This window comes from Bradyrhizobium sp. (genome assembly GCF_049798375.1).
Classification (GTDB): Bacteria; Pseudomonadota; Alphaproteobacteria; order Rhizobiales; family Xanthobacteraceae; genus Bradyrhizobium.
Map to the genome: position 1 here is coordinate 1 of NZ_JBARGP010000274.1, position 22,189 is coordinate 22,189.

General features: G+C 63.7%; 18 protein-coding genes. 12 read left to right on the forward strand and 6 right to left on the reverse strand.

Translation table 11 applies throughout. The annotated features are described in order from the left end of the window. On the forward strand, window positions 1-1,023 hold a 1,023-nt coding region (locus WA702_RS11705), incomplete at its 5' end, for an aldehyde dehydrogenase family protein (protein WP_425110682.1). A 166-nt stretch (window positions 1,024-1,189) separates the two neighbouring features. Here WA702_RS11705 and WA702_RS11710 read toward each other — a convergent pair. Continuing rightward, window positions 1,190-2,170 carry an SMP-30/gluconolactonase/LRE family protein gene (locus WA702_RS11710; RefSeq protein ID WP_425110683.1) on the reverse strand — a complete coding sequence of 327 codons (981 nt, stop codon included), beginning with the start codon at window positions 2,168-2,170 and terminating at the stop codon, window positions 1,190-1,192. Between the two features lie 113 nt (window positions 2,171-2,283). On the opposite strand from WA702_RS11710, the gene WA702_RS11715 reads away from it, so the two are divergent. The 5 genes from WA702_RS11715 (at window position 2,284) to WA702_RS11735 (ending at window position 7,995) form a co-directional block, all read left to right on the forward strand. Next, entirely contained in the window at window positions 2,284-3,102 is an 819-nt protein-coding gene (locus WA702_RS11715; protein WP_425110684.1) for an NAD-dependent epimerase/dehydratase family protein, read from the forward strand. 132 nt (window positions 3,103-3,234) lie between these two features. Further along, complete coding sequence (locus WA702_RS11720) at window positions 3,235-4,941, forward strand: IlvD/Edd family dehydratase (protein ID WP_425110685.1); 1,707 nt, start codon at window positions 3,235-3,237, stop codon at window positions 4,939-4,941. Window positions 4,942-5,036: 95 nt separating this feature from the next. Further along, window positions 5,037-6,035 carry a TRAP transporter substrate-binding protein gene (locus WA702_RS11725; protein ID WP_425110686.1) on the forward strand — a complete coding sequence of 333 codons (999 nt, stop codon included), beginning with the start codon at window positions 5,037-5,039 and terminating at the stop codon, window positions 6,033-6,035. A 38-nt stretch (window positions 6,036-6,073) separates the two neighbouring features. Further along, the gene (locus tag WA702_RS11730) at window positions 6,074-6,658 is read left to right on the forward strand and encodes a TRAP transporter small permease (protein WP_425110687.1); all 585 of its coding nucleotides are present in this window, start codon (window positions 6,074-6,076) and stop codon (window positions 6,656-6,658) included. Next, on the forward strand, window positions 6,655-7,995 hold the full coding sequence (locus WA702_RS11735; protein WP_425110688.1) for a TRAP transporter large permease: 1,341 nt from the start codon (window positions 6,655-6,657) through the stop codon (window positions 7,993-7,995). Before WA702_RS11730 ends, WA702_RS11735 begins: the two co-directional genes overlap by 4 nt. A gap of 38 nt (window positions 7,996-8,033) precedes the next feature. On the opposite strand, the gene WA702_RS11740 is transcribed toward WA702_RS11735, so the two are convergent. Next, the gene (locus WA702_RS11740) at window positions 8,034-8,825 is read right to left on the reverse strand and encodes an enoyl-CoA hydratase/isomerase family protein (RefSeq protein WP_425110689.1); all 792 of its coding nucleotides are present in this window, start codon (window positions 8,823-8,825) and stop codon (window positions 8,034-8,036) included. A 171-nt stretch (window positions 8,826-8,996) separates the two neighbouring features. Between WA702_RS11740 and WA702_RS11745 the strand changes: the two genes are divergently transcribed. Then, window positions 8,997-10,232: an NAD(P)/FAD-dependent oxidoreductase gene (locus WA702_RS11745; protein WP_425110690.1), complete on the forward strand. Its 1,236-nt coding sequence runs from the start codon at window positions 8,997-8,999 to the stop codon at window positions 10,230-10,232. Between the two features lie 14 nt (window positions 10,233-10,246). On the opposite strand, the gene WA702_RS11750 is transcribed toward WA702_RS11745, so the two are convergent. Continuing rightward, window positions 10,247-11,140: a sugar kinase gene (locus WA702_RS11750; RefSeq protein WP_425110691.1), complete on the reverse strand. Its 894-nt coding sequence runs from the start codon at window positions 11,138-11,140 to the stop codon at window positions 10,247-10,249. Between the two features lie 202 nt (window positions 11,141-11,342). Between WA702_RS11750 and WA702_RS11755 the strand changes: the two genes are divergently transcribed. Both WA702_RS11755 and WA702_RS11760 read left to right on the forward strand, forming a co-directional pair. Further along, a complete protein-coding gene (locus tag WA702_RS11755) occupies window positions 11,343-12,602 on the forward strand; it encodes a Glu/Leu/Phe/Val family dehydrogenase (protein WP_425110692.1) in 1,260 nt (419 codons plus the stop codon). After that, complete coding sequence (locus tag WA702_RS11760; RefSeq protein ID WP_425110693.1) at window positions 12,599-13,447, forward strand: VOC family protein; 849 nt, start codon at window positions 12,599-12,601, stop codon at window positions 13,445-13,447. The genes WA702_RS11755 and WA702_RS11760 overlap by 4 nt, the downstream gene beginning before the upstream one ends. A 104-nt stretch (window positions 13,448-13,551) precedes the next feature. On the opposite strand, the gene WA702_RS11765 is transcribed toward WA702_RS11760, so the two are convergent. Continuing rightward, window positions 13,552-14,772: a cytochrome P450 gene (locus tag WA702_RS11765; protein ID WP_425110694.1), complete on the reverse strand. Its 1,221-nt coding sequence runs from the start codon at window positions 14,770-14,772 to the stop codon at window positions 13,552-13,554. A gap of 302 nt (window positions 14,773-15,074) precedes the next feature. Here WA702_RS11765 and WA702_RS11770 point away from each other — a divergent pair, with 302 nt between their 5' ends. The 3 genes from WA702_RS11770 to WA702_RS11780 all read left to right on the forward strand — a co-directional run bounded on the left by WA702_RS11770 (window position 15,075) and on the right by WA702_RS11780 (window position 20,133). After that, window positions 15,075-15,761 (forward strand): TetR/AcrR family transcriptional regulator, encoded by a 687-nt coding sequence (locus WA702_RS11770; protein WP_425110698.1) that lies wholly within the window; start codon window positions 15,075-15,077, stop codon window positions 15,759-15,761. 1 nt (window position 15,762) lies between these two features. Continuing rightward, window positions 15,763-16,956, forward strand: coding sequence for an efflux RND transporter periplasmic adaptor subunit (locus tag WA702_RS11775; RefSeq protein ID WP_425110695.1), 1,194 nt, complete (start codon window positions 15,763-15,765; stop codon window positions 16,954-16,956). A gap of 78 nt (window positions 16,957-17,034) precedes the next feature. Beyond that, window positions 17,035-20,133 carry a MexW/MexI family multidrug efflux RND transporter permease subunit gene (locus tag WA702_RS11780; RefSeq protein ID WP_425110696.1) on the forward strand — a complete coding sequence of 1,033 codons (3,099 nt, stop codon included), beginning with the start codon at window positions 17,035-17,037 and terminating at the stop codon, window positions 20,131-20,133. Between the two features lie 139 nt (window positions 20,134-20,272). On the opposite strand, the gene WA702_RS11785 is transcribed toward WA702_RS11780, so the two are convergent. Both WA702_RS11785 and WA702_RS11790 read right to left on the reverse strand, forming a co-directional pair. Then, complete coding sequence (locus tag WA702_RS11785; RefSeq protein WP_425110699.1) at window positions 20,273-21,151, reverse strand: ABC transporter permease; 879 nt, start codon at window positions 21,149-21,151, stop codon at window positions 20,273-20,275. Window positions 21,152-21,167: 16 nt separating this feature from the next. Then, a complete protein-coding gene (locus WA702_RS11790) occupies window positions 21,168-22,109 on the reverse strand; it encodes an ABC transporter permease (RefSeq protein WP_425110697.1) in 942 nt (313 codons plus the stop codon). Window positions 22,110-22,189 lie beyond the last annotated feature (80 nt).

Consider the following 22,189-nt stretch of genomic DNA (forward strand, 5'->3'; position numbering starts at 1 on the left):
GTCGGCGTGGTCGGCATGATCACGCCCTGGAATTGGCCACTCAACCAGATCGCCTGCAAGGTCGCGCCCGCGCTCGCCGCCGGCTGCACCATGATCCTCAAGCCCTCTGAATTCACGCCGACCTCGGCCTTGATTTTCGCCGAGATCCTGCATGAAGCCGGCGTGCCGAACGGCGTGTTCAACCTGATCAACGGCCTCGGGCCGGAGGTCGGCGCCGCCATGAGCGAGCACCCTGATATCGACATGATCTCGTTCACCGGCTCGACCCGCGCCGGCGTTGACGTGGCCAAGCGCGCAGCCCCGACGGTGAAGCGCGTCAGCCAGGAGCTCGGTGGCAAGTCGCCGAACGTGATCCTCGAGGGCGCCGACCTGACCAAGGCGGTGACCGGCGGCGTCATGCACATGTTCAACAACTCCGGCCAGTCCTGCAACGCGCCGTCGCGCATGATCGTGCCGCTGTCGAAGATGAAGGAAGTGGCTGCGATCGCGAAGGGTGTTGCCGACAAGACCAAGGCCGGTGATCCCCGCGCGGAGGGCACCTCGATTGGCCCGGTGGTCAATCGCGGCCAGTGGGACAAGATCCAGGCGCTGATCAAGAAAGGCATCGACGAAGGCGCGACACTGGTCGCCGGCGGCCCGGGCCTGCCCGAGGGCGTCAACAAGGGCTACTATGTCCGCCCGACCATCTTCGCCGACGTCACCAACGAGATGACGATCGCCCGCGAGGAGATTTTTGGGCCGGTGCTCACCATCATCGGTGCCAAGGACGAGTCTGACGCAGTGCGTATTGCCAATGACACGCCCTATGGTCTGGCCGGCTACGTCTCCGGCCCGACGATCGAGGATGCCCGTCGCGTCGGCCGCCAGATCCGCGCCGGCAACGTCAATTTGCAGGGCGTGCCGAACGACCGCACCGCGCCGTTCGGCGGCTACAAGCAGTCCGGCAATGGCCGCGAATGGGGCAAGTTCGGTCTCGAGGAATATCTCGAAGCCAAGGCGGTCGCGGGTTACAACGCGGCGTAACCGGGCGGCTATATGCGAGATGTCGTCCCGGCGAACGTCGGGACCCATAACCACCGGCCGACGTTCTGAAAAAGAACGTCGGCCACTTGGGTTTATCGAGAGATCACGCGGTATGGGTCCCGGGCCGCGTTCGCTACGCTCACTTATCCGGGACGACGAGTATATTTCATCCCCCAAGTGCACCTTGTGTGTTGACGTACAGCGCGTAGATCGACTGACTCGCGGCCATGAACAGCCGGTTGCGCTTGATCCCGCCGAAGCAGACGTTGGCACATCGTTCGGGCAATGCGATACGCCCGATCGGCGCGCCGTCGGGCGCGAACACCATGACGCCGTCAAGCTCGGGCGAGCCCATGCCCCAGCCGCACCACAGATTGCCGTCGATGTCGCAGCGCATGCCGTCGGGCGTGCCCGGACCGGCATCGATCAACACGCGCTTGTTGCTGATGGTATTGCCATCGGCCGAGACGTCGTAGGCCAGGATCTTGCGGTTCGGCACGCCGCGGGATTCGACGATGTAGAGGATCTTTTCATCCGGCGAGAAGCACAGCCCGTTCGGGCCAAGCACGCCTTCGGCGACAATGGTCGCTTTCCCGCTTGTACCGTCGATCCGGTACACGTTGGCGTCGATCTCGGACTCGGCCTTGTAGCCTTCGTAATTGCTGAGCAGGCCGAAGGTCGGATCGGTGAACCAGATCGAGCCGTCGGATTTGACCACGACGTCGTTGGGCGAGTTCATCCGCTTGCCGTCGAAAGAATCCATCAGCACCGTGATCGAGCCGTCATATTCGGTGCGGGTGACGCGGCGCGCGCCATGCTCGCAGGTGACGAGCCGGCCCTGGCGATCCCGGGTGTTGCCGTTGGCGAAGTTGGATGGCTTGCGGAACACGCTGACAGCGCCGGTCTCCTCTTCCCACTTCACGATGCGCTGATTGGGGATGTCGCTGCACAGGAGATAGCGGCCGTCGCCGACCCACACCGGGCCCTCGGCCCAGCGCATTCCGGTCGCGAGCCGCTCGACCGCCGACAATTTCAGCCAATATTTCTCGAACCGCGGATCCAGCGCCTGGATCGCCGGGTCAGGATAATAGGTCGCCGGCCGCCAGCCGGGCGCATGATTTGCAAGCGCATGATTTGGATCGGACATTTACTGATCTCGTTGTTGCGTTTCCTCGCGATTTCTCTGCTATCATTGTTGCGCAATGGCCGCAAACCAGTGGTTCGAGGCGAACCACAGGCGGTTCGAATACGAGGGACGAAATGCCACGCATATTGATGACCGGCGCGAGCGGGGGAATCGGCACATCCTTGCGCAAGCTCCTGCCGCCGATCTATCCCGACCTGCTGCTGAGCGATCTGAAACCTCCGGCAGATCTGTCGAGCCAGGAAACCTTCAAGGCGGCCGATCTCGCCGATCTCGCAGAGGTCGAGGCGATTTGCGAGGGCGTCGATGGCATCCTGCATTTCGGCGGCTATTCGGTCGAGGGGCCGTGGCACGACATGCTGCAGGCCAACATCATCGGCGGCTATAATTTGTTCGAAGCGGCGCGCCGCAAGGGCGTCAAGCGCATCGTGTTCGCGTCGTCGAACCATACCGTCGGCTTCTATCCGCGCCATCACCGGATCGGCAACGACGTGACGCCGCGCCCCGATAGCCGCTATGGCGTCAGCAAGGTGTTCGGCGAGGGCTTAGGCTCGCTCTATGCCGACAAGCACGGGCTGAAGGTCACCTGCCTGCGGATCGGCAATTTCGGCGAGCAGCCGCTCGATCACCGCCGGCTCGCGATCTGGCTCAAGCCCGAGGATCTGGTGCAGCTCTGCCAGATCGGGCTCGATCATCCCGACATTCATTTCGAGATACTCTACGGCGCATCGTTCAACGAGCGTGCCTGGTGGGACAATCACCGCGCCTATGAGCTCGGCTATCGTCCGACCGGTCGTGCGGAAGCGTTCCGCGAGCATGCGATGGCGGAGCAGGCCAAGATGCAGCCGGATCGGGTCGCCGATTTCTACCAGGGCGGCAGCTATTGCAGCATCGAATATGATGGGGACGTGAGCCGGATTATCGACTGGGGTTGAGAACCTTGGTGTCATTCCAGGGCGAGGCCGCAGGCCTCGAACCCGGAATCTCGAGCTGATATTTCCGGATTCCGGGTTCAACCGCTGGCGCGGTTGCCCCGGAATGACGAGCAAGAATGAGAGACGAAGACCATGACCGACGGATTGCGCAAGGGACTGACCTCATACGGCGATGCCGGATTCTCGCTGTTCCTGCGCAAGGCGTTCATCAAGGCCATGGGCTATTCCGACGATGCGCTGGACCGGCCGATCGTCGGCGTCACCAATACTTACAGCGACTACAATCCCTGCCACGGCAACGTCCCGCAGATCATCGAGGCGGTGAAGCGCGGCGTGATGCTGTCAGGCGCGATGCCGTTCGTGTTTCCCACCATCTCGATCGCCGAGAGTTTTTCGTATCCGACCTCGATGTACCTGCGCAACCTGATGGCGATGGAAACCGAGGAAATGATCCGCGCCCAGCCGATGGATTCCGTGATCGTGATCGGCGGCTGCGACAAGACCTTGCCGGCGCAGATCATGGCCGCGATCTCGGCCGACCTGCCGACCGTCGTCATCCCGGTCGGGCCGATGGTGGTCGGTCATCACAAGGGCGAGGTGCTCGGTGCCTGCACTGACTGCCGCCGGTTGTGGGCGAAATATCGTGCCGGCGACATCGATGACAAGGAGATCGAGGCGGTCAACGGCCGGCTCGCGCCGTCGGTCGGCACCTGCATGGTGATGGGCACGGCTTCCACCATGGCCTGCATCACCGAGACACTGGGACTGAGCCTGCCGATGAGCGCGACCATTCCGGCGCCGCATGCCGAGCGCTTCCGCTCGGCCGAGGCGAGCGGGCGCGTCGCGGCCGCGATGGCCAAGGCAAAAGGGCCGCGGCCGAGCGAGCTGCTGACGCCCGCGGCATTCAAGAACGCGCAGGTGGTGCTGCAGGCGATCGGCGGCTCGACCAATGGCCTCGTGCATCTCACCGCTATCGCCGGCCGCACGCCGCACGCGATCGATCTCGACGCTTTCGATCGAATTGGCCGCGAGGTGCCGGTGCTGGTCGACCTGAAACCGTCAGGCGAGCACTATATGGAGCACTTCCATCATGCCGGCGGCGTGCCGAAGCTGTTGAAGCAGCTTGGCGGCCTCATCGATCTTGATGCGAAGACCGTCACCGGCGAGACCTTGCGCGACATCGTCGCCAGGGCGGAGGAGGTGCCCGGCCAGGACGCGATCCGCGCGCGCGACAATCCCATCAAGCCGGAAGGCGGGATTGCGGTGCTGCGCGGCAATCTGGCGCCGCGCGGCGCGGTCATCAAGCATTCGGCGGCCAGTCCGAAATTGCTGCAGCACACCGGCCGCGCCGTCGTGTTCGAATCCGTCGAGGACATGACCTTGCGGGTCGACGATCCCGATCTCGAGGTCACGGCTGATGACGTGCTGGTGCTGCGCAATGCCGGGCCGAAGGGCGCACCGGGCATGCCGGAGGCCGGTTATCTGCCTATCCCGAAGAAGCTGGCTCGGCAGGGCGTCAAGGACATGGTGCGGATTTCGGACGCGCGCATGAGCGGGACAGCGTTCGGGACCATCGTGCTGCATATCACGCCGGAATCGGCCGTCGGTGGCCCGCTGGCGCTGGTGCAGACCGGCGACAGGATCAGGCTCGATGTCGCCAGGCGCAGCATCGATCTGCTGATCGACGAGGCCGAGCTTGCCAAGCGCCGTGCCGTGCTGAAGCCCGTCGCGACGCCCGACTGGGCCGAGCGCGGCTACGCACACCTGTTTCACGAGACCATTCTGCAGGCGGACGACGGCTGCGACTTCGACTTCATGCGCCGCAAGGGGAAGAATTAGTCGTCGACTCGGTTCATCACCGGTCCCAATCCTTAATTGACAACCCTCCAACCTCGATGGGATGATTAAAGAAAACGACAAGCGGGGAGGGGACGATGAAGAGTCGATCCGGGATCGTCGGCGGGTTTTTCGCCGCCGCGCTACTGTTGGCGGCGGGTGCCAGCGCACAGGACGTCAAGCACTACCGTTTCGCTTATGATCAGCCACGTAACACCGGCTATTCCATCGCCGGCGATCTGTTTGCCGACAAGCTCAAGGCGCTGAGCAAGGGCACCATGCTCATCGACCAGTATCCAGGTGCGCAGCTGGGGCAGGAGCCGCAGCTGCTGCAATTGGTCAAGGCTGGCGATATCGACTTCGCCATCATCTCCTCGGCGAACACCGCAACCATCTCGCCGCAGGCCGGCGTGATGTCGCTGCATTTCCTGTTTCGCAACGACGCGCACGTCATCAAGGCGCTGGCCGACCCGAAGGTGTTCGAAGCCATCAGGACCATGATCGACGACACCGCACAGGGCCTGCATGTCATCGGGACCGGCTCGCAGGGCGTGCGCCACATCTACAGCAAGAAAGAGATCCACAAGGTCGATGATGTCAAGGGTATGAAGATCCGCGTCCAGGCGACGGCGACCGAGGACGAGATGTTCCCGGCCTACGGTGCGCAGACCGTGCACATGCCGTTCGGCAGCGTCTACACCTCGCTGCAGACCGGTGTCGTCGACGCCGCGGAAAACAGCATCAATGTCTATTTGGTCAACAAGCATTATGAGGTCGCGCCCGTGCTGTCGTTGACCGAGCACGAGGCAAACAATGCGCTGGTCTTCATCAGCGACAGACTGTGGCAAAGCCTGTCGGCCGAGCAGCGGCAATGGGTGCTGGCGTCGGCGGCCGAGGTCAGCGCCAAGGAGCCGGCCAAGGCCTTTGAGCTGGAAAGAACGGCGGCCACAAAGCTCAAATCGCTCGGCGTCAAGGTCGTCGAGGACGTCGACAAAACGGGCTTCACGGCGGTCGCCGATCCCTATCTCGACAAGCTGGCTAAGCAGCTTGGGCCGCACGCTGAGAAGATCAAAAATCTGATCCGCGCGATCAATTAGACGCACTCTCAGCAGTATCGTCGCGGCCGGGGAAGCCGATGTCCATTGCCGATAGGCTCGTGCTGCAGCGACAACGGCATCTGAAATGGCAGGCGTTGGACCGGCTCGAACTGGTCCTGATGATGCTGTGCGGGGCGTTGTGCTTCGGCTTCTCGCTCTCGGTGACCGCCGATATCGTGACGCGGACCATCGGCCATCCCTGGCTGTGGTTGCAGGAGGTCACCTCGACGCTGTTCATCTATGCGATCTTCGTCGGCGCTGCCGTGGCGACCCGGCGCAACGATCATCTGTGCCTGACCGCAATCTCGGAGGCGACGCACGGTGCGGTGCGCTCTCTCTTGGAGATCGTGCTTCGGCTCGTCGTGCTTGGTGTCGCGCTCTGCCTGATCTGGTTCGGCTACATCAATTTTCTTCGCGGCTTTGGCAGCTTCCGCCTGCCTTCCGGCACGCCGATCGCCTCGCTCTACATCGTCATTCCGATCTCCGGCGCGTTGATCGCGCTGTTCACGATCGAGCAAATGGTCAATGGGATTGCCAACGGCTTCGATCATCCGGAGCCGCCGGACCCGGAGCCCGCCAACCCGCTGCCCTACACCGCTGCCGATCGGAGCTATCAGACGTGAGCGCCCCGATCATTCTTGCGTTGATGTCGCTCTGCTTCCTGTCGTTCGGCTATCTCGGCGTACCCGTACCGTTTTCGCTTCTGGCCGGTGTGTTCGTCGGGGCGTTCCTCGCCGACGTCTCGCTGGCGGCCATCGTGCAGAAGATCTTTGACGGCGTCGATTCCGAAGCGCTGCTGGCGATACCGTTCTTCCTGCTGGTCGGCGAGCTCATGAGCTCCGCCAATGTCGTGGTCCGGATTGCAAATCTGTCGGTGTCGCTGGTCGGACATGTCAGAGGAGGATTGTCCCAGGTGGTGGTCGTCTTCAGCATGTTCTTCTCGGAAATGTCCGGCTCGACCACCGCTGACGTCGCTGTCATGAGCCGCGCGCTCGGTGGCCCGATGCAACGCGAAGGCTATGAGCCCGCGTTTATCGCGGCGATCATCGCTTCGGCCTCGACCATCGCGGCGTTGGTCCCGCCGAGCATCACCGCCGTGGTCTATGGCGCGGTAGGCAATGTCTCGATCGCCGGCCTGTTCATGGCAGGCGTCGTGCCCGGCTTCATGATCGGTTTCGGGCTGATGATCTATTGCTATTTCTTTGGGCCCGCGGGGTTGCGCAAGCCACGCGCGCCGCTGCGGCAGGTGGTTTTTGCAACTGGTGACGCGGCGCTGCCACTGATGATTCCGGTGATCCTGCTCGGCGGCATCCTGACCGGCTGGTTCACTCCGACCGAGGCCGGCGTCGTGGCGGTGGTCTGGATCGTTCTGGTCGTGATCCCCGTGCTCAATCGCGGCCACCTGAAGCGGATTCCGTACGATTTCTGTCTGGCCGGCCTGATCTTCTCGCTGCCGCTGATCACGATCGGCGCCGCGAATGCGTTCGGCTGGATGCTGGCCTATCTGCGCGGCGCCAACTTCATCGCCGACTGGATCACGTCCGTCGCCGGCAACGATCCGCGCTATATCATGCTGCTGATGGTTGCGCTCTTCACCGTGATCGGTGATTTTATCGAGCCGGTGCCGACCATCATCATCTTCATGCCGCTGGTCAACGCGCTGACCCAGGCTGGCGACATCAACGGCGTCCATATGGGCGTCGTCCTGATCGCGACGCTGGCCTTCGGCCTGATCACGCCGCCCTATGGGCTCGTACTGCTGATGGCGTCCAAATTCGTCGGCGTCAGTTTCGGCAAGGCGCTGCGCGCGGCGCTGCCGATCTATGTGGTGTTTCTGCTCACCATCACCTTCACGATCTTTTTTCCGAGCGTGGTGCTCTGGCTCCCCAAGCACGTGATCCCCGAATCGGTCGGCTGCTTCAAGTCGCCTGCCGGGACCGGGTATATATGTCCGAATTGAATTTCCCGACTACGTAGCGAACAGCTACCGGGCGAGGCCTACTTGGTTTTGCTGGTGAACTTCTGCACCGCGATCCGGAATTCATCACTGTGCATGCAGGCGATGATGGCGTCGCGCTCGGCATCGAGCTGCAGCTCGACCGAGGTCGTCGGCGCGCTGTGGATCAGCGCCTTGGTTTCGGAGAGTGCGGCCGGCGCGTTCTGCGCCAGCCGCAGCGCAAGCTCGCGCGTGGCGGCCATCAATTCGAGGCCCGGCACCACCTTGGCGACGAGGCCCCATTCGTAGGCTTGCTGCGCGGTAAAGTTGTCCTCGGCGAGGAAGATCTGCAGCGCGCGCCGCACGCCGACGCTGGCGGTGACGCCGATTGTGCCACCGCCGTCGGGCGAAACGCCGAGCTTGGCATAGGCCGGCGTGAAGCGCGCCTCTTCAGCTGCGATGCAGAGGTCGGCGGCAAAGGCCAGCGACATGCCGGCGCCGGCGGCCGAGCCGTGCACGCTGGCGAGCACGATCTTGGGCATCCGTCGCAGGCTGGCGATGAAGGCGTGATAGTGCTGCAAGAGCCCGCCAACGACAGGCGCAATGGTGTCGGCTTCCGCCGCGGCGCCGATGGTCTGCAGATCGCCGCCGGCGCAGAAGGCGCGGCCTTCGCCCTGCAGCACCAAGACGCGGATGCCATCATCGGCCTCGACCTGGGTAGCGAGCTGCTCCAACCTCTTGGCGATTGCGATGTCGATGGAATTGAATGCAGCCGGGCGGTTCAGGGTGATAGTGGCGATCGGACGGTCGATCGAAAGCAGGGCCGGCTCGGCTGCGAGCGTGGTGTCAGTCATTGATCCCTCCCGGACCGCTGTTGCTGCCGCATTTAAACCGCAGGGTGACGGTGGTGACAATCCCGCGGCGGGGGACGGTGACAAGCCTGCCGGGGTCTGCGACAACAGTGCGAACGGGCTCGGCGAAAGAGTGAAGCCTAAGGTTTGTACAGGGCAAGGTGAGCAGGTGGGATGAGCAAGGATTGGGTGGTCAAGGGACCGGTGGTCATCGTCGGCGCAGGACATGCAGGTTTCCAAGTCGCGGCCTCCTTGCGTCAGGCGGGCTACAGCGATCCGATCCGGCTGATCAATGACGAAGCCCATCTGCCGTACCAGCGACCGCCTTTGTCGAAGGCCTATCTGAAGGGCAGCGGCGGCCCGGAGACGCTGATGTTCCGGCCGCTGAAGTTCTATGTCGACCAGGGCATCGAGCTGGTCTACGACCGCGCCGTCGCAGTTCAGCGCCAGCACCGCAAGGTGGTGCTCGCATCGGGGCAGGCGCTGGACTACGGCCATCTGATCTTCGCCACCGGCGCCCGCAACCGCCTGCTCGACCTCCCCAATGCGAACCTCCCTGACGTGCGTTACCTACGCATCCTCGATGATAGCGAAGATCTGCGCGCACGGCTTGCCAAGGCGAAACGGGTGGTGGTGATCGGCGCCGGTTTCATCGGTCTGGAATTCGCCGCGACCGCGCGTATCAAGGGGCTGGAGGTCGACGTGCTAGAGCTTGCCGGCCGCGTCATGGCGCGCGCGGTGACGGCCGAGATTTCCGACTACTTTCAGACGCAGCATGCGGATGCCGGGGTTCGTATTCACCTCGGTGTGCAGGCAACCAGCATCGAAGCGGATGGCGACAAAGTCACCGGCATCAGCCTGAGCGACGGCCGGCACATCCCGGCTGATCTGGTCGTGGTCGGTGTCGGCGTGCTGCCCAATGTCGAACTTGCGGCTGACGCCGGCCTGAAGGTCGCCTCAGGCATCATCGTTGACGAGCATCTTGCGACCTCGGACCCGCATATCTCGGCGATCGGCGACTGCGCGCTGTTCGCGAGCCCCCGCTTCGGCGGCACGCTGCGGCTGGAGTCGGTACAGAACGCCACCGATCACGCCCGCTGCGTGGCGGCGCGATTGACCGGCGACGTCCAGGTCTATGACGGCCAGCCCTGGTTCTGGAGCGATCAGGGCAACGACAAGCTGCAGATCGCGGGCCTCACGACAGGCTATGACCAGGTCGTGCTGCGTGGTGATCCCGCTCAGAAGGCGTTCTCGGCCTTCTGCTACAAAGAGGGGCGGCTGGTTGGTATCGAATCGGTCAACCGCGCCGGTGACCACATGTTCGGCCGGCGGCTGCTTGCGGCCGGCGGCACCATCGATCCCGACAAGGCCGCGGATTTGAGCTTCGATCTCAAGAGCGCGCTGAGCTAATCAGCACGCGCGGATCAGACCCGTATCTCGAACTCCTGTCTCACCATGTCGATGTCGGCGAGCGTCGGCAGGCCGGCCTCGTTGCCGAGCCGCTGGATCTTGAAGGTGGAGGCGGCGCGGGCGAACTCGAAATGGTCGCGCCATTTCGCATTCGGATTGGCAAGGTACGAATAGACATAAGCGCCGTGGAAAACGTCGCCGGCGCCATTGGTGTCGATGACCCGCTCGCGCGGGATCGGGTAGGCGGGCAAGGATTGCACCGTCCCCGCTTCGTCGTACCAGAGCAGTCCCTTCTCGCCCATGGTGATGCCGCCGATCTTGCAGCCGCGCTCCTTGAGATAGGCGAGCATCTTCTCCGGCGTCAGGTCCATCTGCTCGCACAACCGCTCGGCGACGATCGCGACGTCGATGAATTCCAGCAATTCATGGGTATTGGTGCGCAGGCCGCCGCCGTCGAGCGAGGTCAGGATTCCGGCCTCGCGGCACTGCTTCGCGTAATGGATGGCGGCATCCGGCTGATGGCCATCGATATGCAGCGCACGGCAATTGCCGAGATTGAGCAGCGGAAAGGGATGGATGTGCACGTCGTCGCGGCAGCGGACGATGGCGCGCTTGCCGTCCTTCGGCATGATGAAAGAGAGCGAGGAGGCGTTCACCTTCCGCGCGTGAATCGAGATGCCGTATTTCGCGCTCATGTCCTGGAACATGCGTCCGAGCCAGTCATTGGCGACGGTGGCAATCAGGTCAGGCACGACCCCGAGCTTGGCGCAGCAGAACGCCGCGGTCACCGCGTTGCCGCCGAACGATACTGCGTAGTCCGAGGCAACGTGTTTCTCATCTCCGGTCGGAAGATGGTCGGTGATGAAGGTGACGTCGATATAGGTCTGTCCAATAAAGAGGGCCTGCATGGGCATTTCTTCGTCCGTGGAGGGGATGGTTAGCCCCCGGGTGGCGCACATTAGCAACCGGCGAGGGGGGATCAACGCTGAAATTATTCGCAGATTTGTCGCAATAAGCGCATAACGGCGCGACTACCACCCGTGCATTCCCGGGGGGCGGCGCGCTATTATTGCGCCCGGGGTAACCTCTGATTCGAGCCAGGAGCAAGTGATGACCGTCTATTCCGGACCGGTTTTCGACATGGCTGCGAAGCAATTCAACGTGATCGCAGACCATCTCGGCATCCCCGGCGACGAGCGCGAACGGCTGCTGCTGCCGAAGCGGGCAATCACGGTATCGTGCCCAATTCACCGCGATGACGGCACCATTGCGGTGTTCGAAGGCTATCGGGTGCAGCATCTGCTGACGATGGGGCCGACCAAGGGCGGCACGCGATTCGCGCCCTCTGTCGATATCGGCGAGGTGGCCGCGCTCGCGGTCTGGATGAGCTGGAAATGCGCGCTGGTGGGGCTTCCCTATGGCGGCGCCAAGGGCGGAGTAGCCGTTGATCTCTCCAAGCTGTCGCGCCGCGAGCTCGAATCGCTGTCGCGCCGCTACATGCAGGAGATGATCCCGTTCGTCGGTCCGCACACCGATGTGATGGCGCCGGATATGGGAACCAATGAGCAGGTGATGGCCTGGTTCATGGACACCTATTCGATGTACCAGGGCCAGACCGTGATGGAGATCGTCACCGGCAAGCCGGTGTTTTCCGGCGGCACGCTCGGTCGGCGGGAAGCCACCGGACGCGGCGTCGCGCATCTCTCGCGGCGTGTGATGGACGTGCTGTCGATCGATCCGACCAAGGCGAGCGCGGTGGTCCAGGGCTTTGGCAATGTCGGCTCCTACGCCGCGCTCGGGCTGCATCAGATGGGACTCAAGGTGATCGCGGTCAGCGACCACACCGGCGCGCTGCATGATCCGCGCGGCCTCGATATTCCCGCGCTGATGGCGCATGCAACCAAGCACGGCAGCATCGCCGGCTTCTCGACCGAGCTGCAGTTCGATCCCCGGGATATCCTGACGCTCGCTTGCGACGTGCTGGTGCCGGCGGCGGTCGAGCGCGTGATCGACGGGCCGATCGCCGAGCAGCTGAAATGCCGCGTGCTGGCGGAGGCCGCCAACGGCCCGACAACGCCGGACGCCGACCTCGTGCTCGAGCGGCGACGCGATGAGATCTTCCTGATCCCCGACATTCTCTGCAACTCCGGCGGTGTGGTTGTCAGCTACTTCGAATGGGTCCAGGATCTGCAGCAATTGTTCTGGGAGGAGGAAGAGGTGATGCGGCGCGAGTACCAGATCCTCGATCGCGCCTTCCAGACCATGCTGGCGCGGGTGAAAGCCGACAACATTTCGCATCGGACCGCGGCGATGGCGATCGGTGTCGAGAAGGTGCGTGCGGCCAAGAATTCGCGGGGGCTGTTCCCGTGATCGCAGGGCTCGACCATGTCGTCGTCCTGCTCGAGGATATCAAGGCCGGCGTGACCGCCTACGAGACGCTGCTGGCGCGCAAGCCCGCCTGGACGCATGCGGGCGAGGGGGCCGATCGTGTGCTGTTCACGCTCGACAACATGACACTGGAGCTGATGGCGCCGAGCGGCTTCAGCGTTCCGGCGGACCGGATTCGCAACGTCATCAAGCTCACCGGTGAGGGGCTCGCCAGCCTCTGCTTTGCCACTGCTGATATCGGCAAGATGCACCGCCGGCTCGATCGCGTCGCGTTGAAGCCGGACCCGATCGTCGAGGTCGACAACAGCGACGATGTGTCGGGTGCGACGCTGCATTGGAAGCGCACGCGCGCCAGCACCGAACTCACCCGCGGCGTGCGCATGTTCTTCCTGGAATTGCAGGGCGAACGGCCGCGTTCGATTCCGACCGACGAGTCCGCGGTCCTCGGCCTCGATCACGTCGTGGTCTCGACCGAGGACCCCGAACGGGCGGCGGCGCTCTACGGCGCCAGGCTCGGTCTCGACCTGGCGCTCGATCGCACCCACCAGGACTGGGGTCAGCTGATGTTCTTCCGCTGCGGCGATCTCATTGTCGAGGTCGTGAAGCGGCCGGTCGCCGGCGGCGATCAGGCGCACGACAAACTGTGGGGCCTGAGTTGGCGCGTCGCGGACATCGAGGCGACGAGGGCACGGCTGCTTGCTGCAGGTTTGCAAGTGTCCGAAGCGCGCGCCGGCCGCAAGCCCGGCACGCGGGTGATGAGCCTTTACAGTGGCACCTGCGGTATCCACACGCTGATCCTGGAGCGCACGCCGAAGGGCGAGACGTAAGTCGCGCGCCGTCATTGCGAGCGAAGCGAAGCAATCGAGAGCGGCAAGGGAAGTCTAGATTGCTTCGTCGCTTCGCTCCTCGCAATGACGGCAGAGATGGTACTCTATTCGACCACGCACGGCACGCTCAAAAATCCGCGAAACCGTACCCGGCCGCCGCGGACCGGCGCGCCTGACAGTTTGTAGTTCGGAAACCGCGCCAGGAAACGCGAGACCGCGACCGCGCCTTCCAGCCGCGCCAGTGCCATGCCGGCGCACTGGTGCACGCCGGTGCCGAACGACAGATGCCGGTTTGCGGACCGCGCGATGTCGAACGTCTCGGCATTCTCGAACTGGCTCGGATCGCGATTGGCCGCGCCGATGCACAAGGTGACCAGTGTGCCCGGTTCAAGCGTGACGTCGCCGAACGAGGCCGGCTCGGTGGTCATGCGGTTGCCGAGCTGGTTGGAGCTCTCATAGCGCAGGATCTCCTCGACCGCGGTGCGGATCAGGCTCGGTGCCTGGATCAGCTTTTGCTTCTCGGCCGGATGTTCATGCAGCACGACGAGGCCGTTGCCGATCAGATTGGTCGTGGTCTCGTGACCGGCATTGAGCAGGAAGATACAATTATGCAGCAGCTCCTTCTCGCTCAGCCGCTCGCCGCTGGCCTCGCCCTGGATCAGCCGCGTCAGCACGTCACGCTCGGGATTCCCGGGATACGCGCGCCGTCGCGCGACCAGGCCTTCGAGATAGGCGAGGAATTCACTGACCGCTCGATTGCCGCGGGCGACCTGCTCTTGCGTCAGCACCGGCTCCAGCGCGCCGAGAATCGCCAGCGACCAGTCGCGCAACGGCTCGCGCTCGTCATGCGGCACATCGAGCAGGTTGCCGATCACCTCGACCGGAATTGCGGCGGCGAAGTCGCCGATCAGCTCGAAACCGCCTTTCTCGGCAATGCGGTCGAGCAGATGATCGACCAACGCAATCAGCGCCGGCTCCATTTGGGCGATCGCACGCGGCGACAGCGCGCCCGTGATCAGCCGTCGGACGCGCGTATGCGCCGGCTGATCGTTGAACACCAGGCTGGTGGTATGATGCTCGTAGAGCGGCGTGTCGCCATATTTCGGCGCGTACTCCTTCTTCTTGTCGGAAGAGAAGGCGCGGGTATTCTTGTAGGCCGTGACGAGATCGTCGTAACGGGTGAGAAAATAGGCGCCGCTGCGCAGCCGCTTTACCGGCGCGTGCTCGCGGAGCGCCCGATAGGTAGGGTAGGGATCGGCATAGAACTCGCCCGTCAGGCTTTCGAGATCGAAATTGTCCGCAAGCTCGCGCGCGTCTGACGTCATGGCGTAAAGCTCCTCCCGGCCGATCGCGTCTTGATGCGTGATGCGGCGTGAAACGGCATCTTGCATTGAAGGACGGCGGTTCGCCACCGCCGTCCCGACGGGCGCCAGGAGGCGCAACGGGGGGGCCCCTGTCGCGCTCTCATTGGCGATCCGGCGCAGCCTGTCGTCACTGATGCCAGTGTTTCCAATGGTTTAGCGATCCGTAGTCCCGCGTCCGGAACATTGCGGCTGCTGCGGTGCGGCATATTACCTTGACATAATCTGGAGTGAGTGTTTACTCACGAGCCATGTCCACCCTGCGCATGACCAGCGACCTCAGGCGGCAGCTCATCCTTGGCGCAGCCAAGCGTTGCTTTGCCCGCCATGGCTATGCCGGCACCACGACCAAGAGCGTGGCGGCCGCGGCGGCCATTTCCGAAGGGTTGCTGTTCAAGCATTTCCCGTCCAAGGCATCGCTCTACGCCGAGATCCTGGCCGAGGAATGCGAAGCCGACCGCGAGCTGGAATTCCTGCTCGGGCAGGAGCCGTCGACGGCGACCTTGGTCAAGTTGGTGGTCGGCATGGTTCGTCACTTCCTGCAGATCGCCGACGGACCGAACGAGCAAGAAGAGCAGCGCCTGCGGCTGATGGTCACGAGCCAGCTCGATGACGGCGAGTTCGCACGCCTCCTTTTCCTCAAAATCACGGAGCTGATTGGCGAGAAGTTCATCGCCTCACTGGAGCGGGCGATGGCCGCCGACGATGCTGTGCGTATCACGGACGCGCCGCTCGATCTGTTCTGGTTTGCCCATCATACCGTGGTAATGGCAGCGCTGGCCCGGTTTCCGGCGACCCGCTGCCTGACCTACGGCAACGACGCCAAGCTCGACCGGCAGCTCTGCCATTTTATCCTGCGCGGCATCGGTTTGACCGACGCCGCCATCGCCACCCATCTCGACCGCGAATTGTCGCAACATCCGGCTCAGCCGGTCCCGACAGAGAGTGCATGACATGAACATCGCGACCGAACCCAAGCTCACCGGCAAGCCGGTCGAGGAGAAGCCGCGCAAGCGTCCGACCCGGCCGGTGCTGTGGTTCATCGTCGTCGGCTGCCTGCTGGCACTGCTGGTCGGCGGACTGGTGTGGTTCAACATGTTCCGCGACAAGATGATCGCGCAGTTCTTCGCCAACATGAAGCCGCCGCCGATCAGCGTCACTGCCGCCGTCGCCAAGCAGGAGACGGTGCCGAACCTGTTGAGCGCAGTCGGCGATCTCGCCGCCGTGCATCAGGTCAACGTCACCTCCGACGTCTCGGGCCGCATCACCGACATCATGTTCACGGCCGGCGCGCATGTGAAGCAGGGCATGCCGCTGGTGCAGCTCTATGACGCACCCGACCAGGGCGACCTCGCCAATTTCAAGGCGCAGGTAACAGTTGCGCAATTGTCGCTCGACCGCGCCAAGCAACTTGCCGCGCGCCAGTTCGGTCCGCAGGCGACCGTCGATTCGGCGCAGGCGGCGTTCGACCAGGCGCAGGCCGGCGTCGCCAAGACCGAGGCGCTGATCGCGCAGAAGTTGGTGCGCGCGCCGTTCGATGGTGAACTCGGCGTGCGTCACATCGAGGTCGGACAGTATCTGACCGCCGGCACCCAGGTGGTCTCGCTGACCGATCTGTCGGAGCTCTATGCCAACTTCACCGTGACGGAAAAGGACAGCGGGCAGTTGAAGGTCGGCCAGATCGTTCGCATCAGCGTCGACGCCTACCCGGGCCGCACCTTCGAAGGCAAGATCACCACGATCGAGCCGCAGATCTCGACCGACACTCGCAACATTCGCGTGCAGGCGACGATCCCGAATCCCGACCACATCCTCAAGCCCGGCATGTTCGCGACCACCACCGTGGTGTTGCCGGACAAGCCGCCGGTCGTCACCGTGCCGGAGACCGCGGTCGACTACACGCTGTATGGCGACAGCGTGTTCGTGATCAACGAGAAGAAGGGCGACGACGGCAAGACCACGCTGACCGCCGACCGCACCTATGTGCAGACCGGCGATCGCATCAACGGACGCGCGGTCATCATCAAGGGTCTCAAGGACGGCGATCGTGTGGTCGCGCTCGGCCAGATCAAGATGCAGTCGGGCGCCGCGGTCGCGATCTCGACCGATCCCGCGCCTCAGATCCCGGCCAAGCCGCCGCGTTACTGAGCCCGACCTGACTGCACCCGACCGCGCGCGATGAGGCGCGCGGTCGTTGGAACGTCCTCCGCTGAAGAGATTGCCGCGATGAGATTCACCGATATCTTCGTCAAGCGCCCGGTGCTGTCGATCGTCGTCAGCCTGCTGATCCTCCTGATCGGTGCGCGCGCGGCGACCGTGCTGCCGATCCGGCAATATCCGAAGCTGTCGAACACGGTCGTCAACGTGACGACCGTGTACCCCGGTGCGTCCGCCGACATGATCCAGGGCTTCATCACCACGCCGATCGAGCAGGCGGTGGCCTCGGCTGAAGGCGTCGACTACATCACCTCGTCCTCCGTGCTCGGCACCTCTACGATCCAGGTCTACATCAAGCTGAACTTCGATCCGAACCAGGCGCTCACCGAGGTGCTGGCCAAGGTCAATTCGGTCAAATATTTGATCCCGAAGGAATCCAACGACCCGATCGTCACCAAGACCACGGGCCAGACCACGGCCGTCATGTATCTCGGCTTTTCCAGCGAGGAGCTGTCGGCATCGGCGATCTCGGACTATCTAACGCGCGTGGTGCAGCCGGTGCTGTCCACCGTCGACGGCGTCGCGTCCGCGGACATTCTCGGCGGCCAGACCTTTGCGATGCGGCTGTGGCTCGATCCGGTCAAGATGGCCGGACGCGGCGTGTCGCCGGGCGACGTGGCGGCTGCAATCGCGGCCAACAACTTCCAGGCCGCCGCCGGTCAGTCCAAGGGCTACTTCACCGTCTCCAACGTCACGGCCAATACCGATCTGCAGAACGTCAGCCAGTTCAAGCGGATGATCGTGAAATCCAAGGACGGCGGCTTCGTCCGCATGGATGATATCGCGACCGTCGAGTTGGCGGCGCAATCTACCGATGCCAGCGTCGCCTTCAGTGGGGAGCGTGCGATCTTCATCGGCGTGCAGGCCACGCCGCAAGGCAATCCACTCAACATCGTCAGGGGCGTGCGCGCGCTGTTTCCGGAGATCGAGCGCAATTTGCCGCCGTCCATGAAGATGAAGGTGGCCTACGACTCCACCAAATTCATCCAGTCGTCGATCGACGAGGTCGAGCATACGCTCGGCGAAGCCGTCCTCATCGTCATCGTCGTAATTTTCCTGTTCCTGGCCTCGCTGCGCTCGGTCATCATTCCCGTCGTGACCATTCCGCTGTCGCTGATCGGCGTCTGCAGCCTGATGCTGGCCTTGGGCTTCAGCATCAATCTGCTGACGTTGCTGGCGATGGTGCTCGCCATCGGCCTCGTGGTGGACGACGCCATCGTCGTGGTCGAGAACATCCATCGCCATCTGGAGGAGGGCAAACCACCCGTTCAAGCCGCTCTGCAGGGCGCGCGCGAGATCGTCGGTCCCGTCATCTCGATGACCATCACGCTCGCCGCGGTGTACGCGCCGATCGGCCTGCTCGGCGGCCTGACCGGATCGCTGTTCCGCGAATTCGCCTTCACCTTGGCCGGCTCCGTGATCGTGTCGGGCATCATCGCGCTGACTTTGTCGCCGATGATGTGCTCGGTGCTGCTCAAGAGCGCCGACGAAGGCCGCTTTGCCCGGCTGGTCAACCGCGTGTTCGGCGCGATGACCCGCTGGTATGGCCGCCGGCTCGATCGCTCGCTGGATTATCGCCCCGTGACGGCGCTGTTCGCAGTCACCATCCTCGGCCTGGTTGGCTTCCTCTACACGCACATTTCGAAGGAGCTGGCGCCCGAGGAAGACCAGGGCATCGTGTTCTCGATCACCAAGGCGCCGAAATACGCCAACATCGACTATGTCAATTTCTATGGCGACAAGCTCAACAAGGCGTTCCAGAAATTTCCGGAGACCGATCTCACTTTCGTGCTGAACGGCATCAACGGCCCGCAGGGCGGCATCGCCGGCATGCTGCTGAAGCCGTGGGACGAGCGCAAGCGCTCGGCGATGCAGTTGAAGCCGCTGGTGCAGGCGGAATTGTCGAAGATCGAGGGCGTCAATGCCTTTGCCTTCAACCTGCCGGCGCTGCCGGGCGGTCCGGGCGGCCTGCCGATCCAGATGGTGATCAATTCGACCAACGGCTTCCAGCAGGTCTATGAGCAGATGACCAAGCTGAAGGATGCCGCGCGCAAGAGCGGCATGTTCATCGTCAGCGACAGCGATCTCGAGTTCAACCAGCCGGTGGTGCGGGTCTCGATCGACCGCACCAAGGCAAGCGATCTCGGCATCACCATGCAATCGCTCGGCAACACGCTCGCGGTGCTGCTCGGCGGCAACTACATCAACCGCTTCAACCTCGAGGGGCGCTCCTACCAGGTCATCCCTCAGGTGCCGCGTGAAAAGCGGCTGTCGCCGGAAGCGATCGGAAACTACTACATCGCGACCGGCAGCGGCCAGCAGGTGCCGCTGTCCACCGTGGTCAAGATCGAAACCGGAACGGATCCGAACGCGCTGACGCATTACAATCAGCTCAACTCGGCGACGTTCTCGGCGGTGCCGATGCCGGGTGTCACGGTCGGGCAGGCCGTCGACTTCCTCGAAGGCCAGGCCAAGAAGCTGCCGGCCGGCTTCAGCCACGACTATCTCGCCGATAGCCGTCAGTATGTGCAGGAAGGCAACCAGCTTGCGATTACCTTCGGCTTCGCGCTAATCATCATCTTCCTGGTGCTGGCAGCGCAGTTTGAGAGCCTGCGCGATCCGTTCGTGATCATGATCTCGGTACCGATGGCGATCGTCGGCGCGCTGATCCCGCTGTTCTTCGGGGCGGCGACCATGAACATCTACACCCAGGTCGGGTTGCTGACCTTGGTCGGGCTGATCACCAAGCACGGCATTCTGATGGTGGAGTTCGCCAACGAGCTGCAGCTCAACGAGGGCCTCGATCGGCGCTCGGCGATCGAGATGTCGGCGCGGATCCGGCTGCGGCCGATCCTGATGACGACGGCGGCCATGGTCACCGGCCTGATCCCGCTGCTGACCGCGAGCGGCGCCGGTGCGGCAAGCCGCTTCTCGATCGGCCTCGTCGTGGTCGCCGGCATGTCGATCGGCACGCTGTTTACGCTGTTCGTGCTGCCGATGGTCTACACCGTCATCGCGACCGATCACCAGGCGGCAGCGAATTCCAAGCGTGCCAGGGAAATCGCCGAGTTCGACGCAGAACCGTCGCATGGCCTGACGGCAAGCTGAGCGGGCGGTCGAGACTGGTTCAATCATGGCGGCTGCCTTGGCAGCCGCCGTTTTTGCCATGACGTCCTATCGAGCATGCCGCAAGACGTGGATGCTCGGCACGAGGCCGGGCATGACGGAGAAACCTGTATTTGGGATTTCAGCGATCGTTCTGCGGATCGAGCGCGTCGCGCAGGCCGTCACCGAGCAGATTGAGCGAGAGCACGACCAGGAAGATTGCCAGTCCCGGCCATATCGCCATCCAGGGCGCGTTGGTGAGGAAGCGCTGCGCGGCGTTGAGCATGCTGCCCCAGGACGGGAAGGGCGGCTGCTGGCCGAGCCCTAAGAACGAGAGCGAGGCCTCGGCGATGATCGCGGCCGCCACCGAGAGCGTCGCCTGCACTAAGAGCGCCGGCATGATGTTCGGCAGGATATGCACGATCGCGATCCGCGAGTTCGAATCGCCGACGCTGCGTGCGGCGTCGATATAGTCCTCCAGCTTGACGTTCATGACCTCGCCACGGGTGAGCCGCACGAAGACCGGCGTCGCCGAGACGCCGATCGCGATCATCGCGTGTCCGAGGCTCGGCCCCAGGAACGCGGCGAGCGCGATCGCCAGGATCAGGAACGGGCAGGCCAGCATCGCATCGGTGATCCGGCTGATCAGTGCATCGACGAAGCCGCCGCGATAGCCTGAAAGCATGCCGACGGGAACGCCGATCGACAGCGCAATGCCGACCGAGATCGCGCCGGCTGCGAGCGAGGCGCGTGCGCCGAAGATAACGCGGCTCAGCACGTCGCGGCCGAGATCGTCGGTGCCGAACCAGTGCGCCATCGAAGGCGGCTTGCGCACCAGCGTCCAACTGGTGGCGATGGGATCGTAGGGCGCGACCAGCGGTGCGAAGGTCGCGAGCAGGATGAAGGAAGTAATCAAAGCAAGCCCGATCATCGCGCCCTTGCGCCTGACCACGCGGCGCAAGGCCCGCTGAATCGGCCGTTCCAGCGGGGCGAGGCCGCGAGAGGCCGAGACGGCTGTCATCGTGGTCTCGGCCATGTCAGCTTCTCAAGCGCGGATTGACGAGCATATAGGCGATGTCGGCGATCAGGTTCAGCGTGATATAGACGGTTGCGGTCACCAGCACGACGCCTTGCACCACGGCGTAGTCGCGGTTGAAGACGGCATCGACGATCAGCTTGCCGAAGCCGGGGATCGAGAACACCTGCTCGGTCAGCACCGCGCCCGAAAGAAGCGTGCCGAGCTCGAGCGCGCCGAGCGTGATCACCGGCGTCAGCGCGTTGCGCAGCGCGTGGCGGAGAATGACCTGGCGTTCGCTGATGCCCTTGGCGCGCGCGGTGCGGATGTAATCGCTGTGCAGCACCTGCAGCATCGCGCTCCTGGTGTGGCGCATCAGGATGGCGGCAATGGCGTTGCCGAGCACGAAGGCCGGCATGATGGTGGCGGCGAGGCTGGCGCGCCAGTCTTCGGTCAGCGGCACATAGCCCGAGGCTGGCAGCCAGCCGAGCTTGATGGAGAACAGGAAGATCAGCATGATGCCGAGCCAGAAGTTCGGCGTCGAGATGCCCCACAGCGCGAACAGATTGGCGCCGTAGTCCCAGGCGGTGCCTTGCTTCACGGCCGAGACGATGCCGGCGGGAATTCCGATCAGGAAGGCGATCACGATCGCCATTGACGCGAGCTGCAAAGTCACCGGCAGCTTCTGCACGATGAGATCGCGGACCGGCATCTTGATCCGCAGCGATTCGCCGAGATCGCCCGACAGCACGCCCTTGGCCCAATAGACGTATTGCACCGGGATCGGCCGGTCGAGCCGGTACTGCTTCCTGATCTGCGCGATCACCGCCGGATCGCGCTCCTCGCCGGCCATCACCAGCGCCGGATCGCCGGGCAATAGATGCTGCAGCGAAAAGATCAGCAGCGACACGAAGACCAGAGTCGGCACCATCTGCGCGATGCGGCGGGCTAGGAAGGTCAGCATGGCGTGCGCCTCGCGTGCTCGGCGAACGGAGTTCGTTTGTCAGCAGATCGACGCCCCATCGTTCCCTCCCCCCTTGTGGG

Bases quoted from the DNA above. Each gene is read 5' to 3' on its own strand.
- WA702_RS11710 (WP_425110683.1), bottom strand. From the start codon at position 2,170: ATGTCCGATCCAAATCATGCGCTTGCAAATCATGCGCCCGGCTGGCGG.
- WA702_RS11715 (WP_425110684.1), top strand. From the start codon at position 2,284: ATGCCACGCATATTGATGACCGGCGCGAGCGGGGGAATCGGCACATCC.
- WA702_RS11720 (WP_425110685.1), top strand. From the start codon at position 3,235: ATGACCGACGGATTGCGCAAGGGACTGACCTCATACGGCGATGCCGGA.
- WA702_RS11725 (WP_425110686.1), top strand. From the start codon at position 5,037: ATGAAGAGTCGATCCGGGATCGTCGGCGGGTTTTTCGCCGCCGCGCTA.
- WA702_RS11730 (WP_425110687.1), top strand. From the start codon at position 6,074: ATGTCCATTGCCGATAGGCTCGTGCTGCAGCGACAACGGCATCTGAAA.
- WA702_RS11740 (WP_425110689.1), bottom strand. From the start codon at position 8,825: ATGACTGACACCACGCTCGCAGCCGAGCCGGCCCTGCTTTCGATCGAC.
- WA702_RS11745 (WP_425110690.1), top strand. From the start codon at position 8,997: ATGAGCAAGGATTGGGTGGTCAAGGGACCGGTGGTCATCGTCGGCGCA.
- WA702_RS11750 (WP_425110691.1), bottom strand. From the start codon at position 11,140: ATGCAGGCCCTCTTTATTGGACAGACCTATATCGACGTCACCTTCATC.
- WA702_RS11755 (WP_425110692.1), top strand. From the start codon at position 11,343: ATGACCGTCTATTCCGGACCGGTTTTCGACATGGCTGCGAAGCAATTC.
- WA702_RS11765 (WP_425110694.1), bottom strand. From the start codon at position 14,772: ATGACGTCAGACGCGCGCGAGCTTGCGGACAATTTCGATCTCGAAAGC.
- WA702_RS11770 (WP_425110698.1), top strand. From the start codon at position 15,075: ATGACCAGCGACCTCAGGCGGCAGCTCATCCTTGGCGCAGCCAAGCGT.
- WA702_RS11775 (WP_425110695.1), top strand. From the start codon at position 15,763: ATGAACATCGCGACCGAACCCAAGCTCACCGGCAAGCCGGTCGAGGAG.
- WA702_RS11780 (WP_425110696.1), top strand. From the start codon at position 17,035: ATGAGATTCACCGATATCTTCGTCAAGCGCCCGGTGCTGTCGATCGTC.
- WA702_RS11785 (WP_425110699.1), bottom strand. From the start codon at position 21,151: ATGACAGCCGTCTCGGCCTCTCGCGGCCTCGCCCCGCTGGAACGGCCG.
- WA702_RS11790 (WP_425110697.1), bottom strand. From the start codon at position 22,109: ATGCTGACCTTCCTAGCCCGCCGCATCGCGCAGATGGTGCCGACTCTG.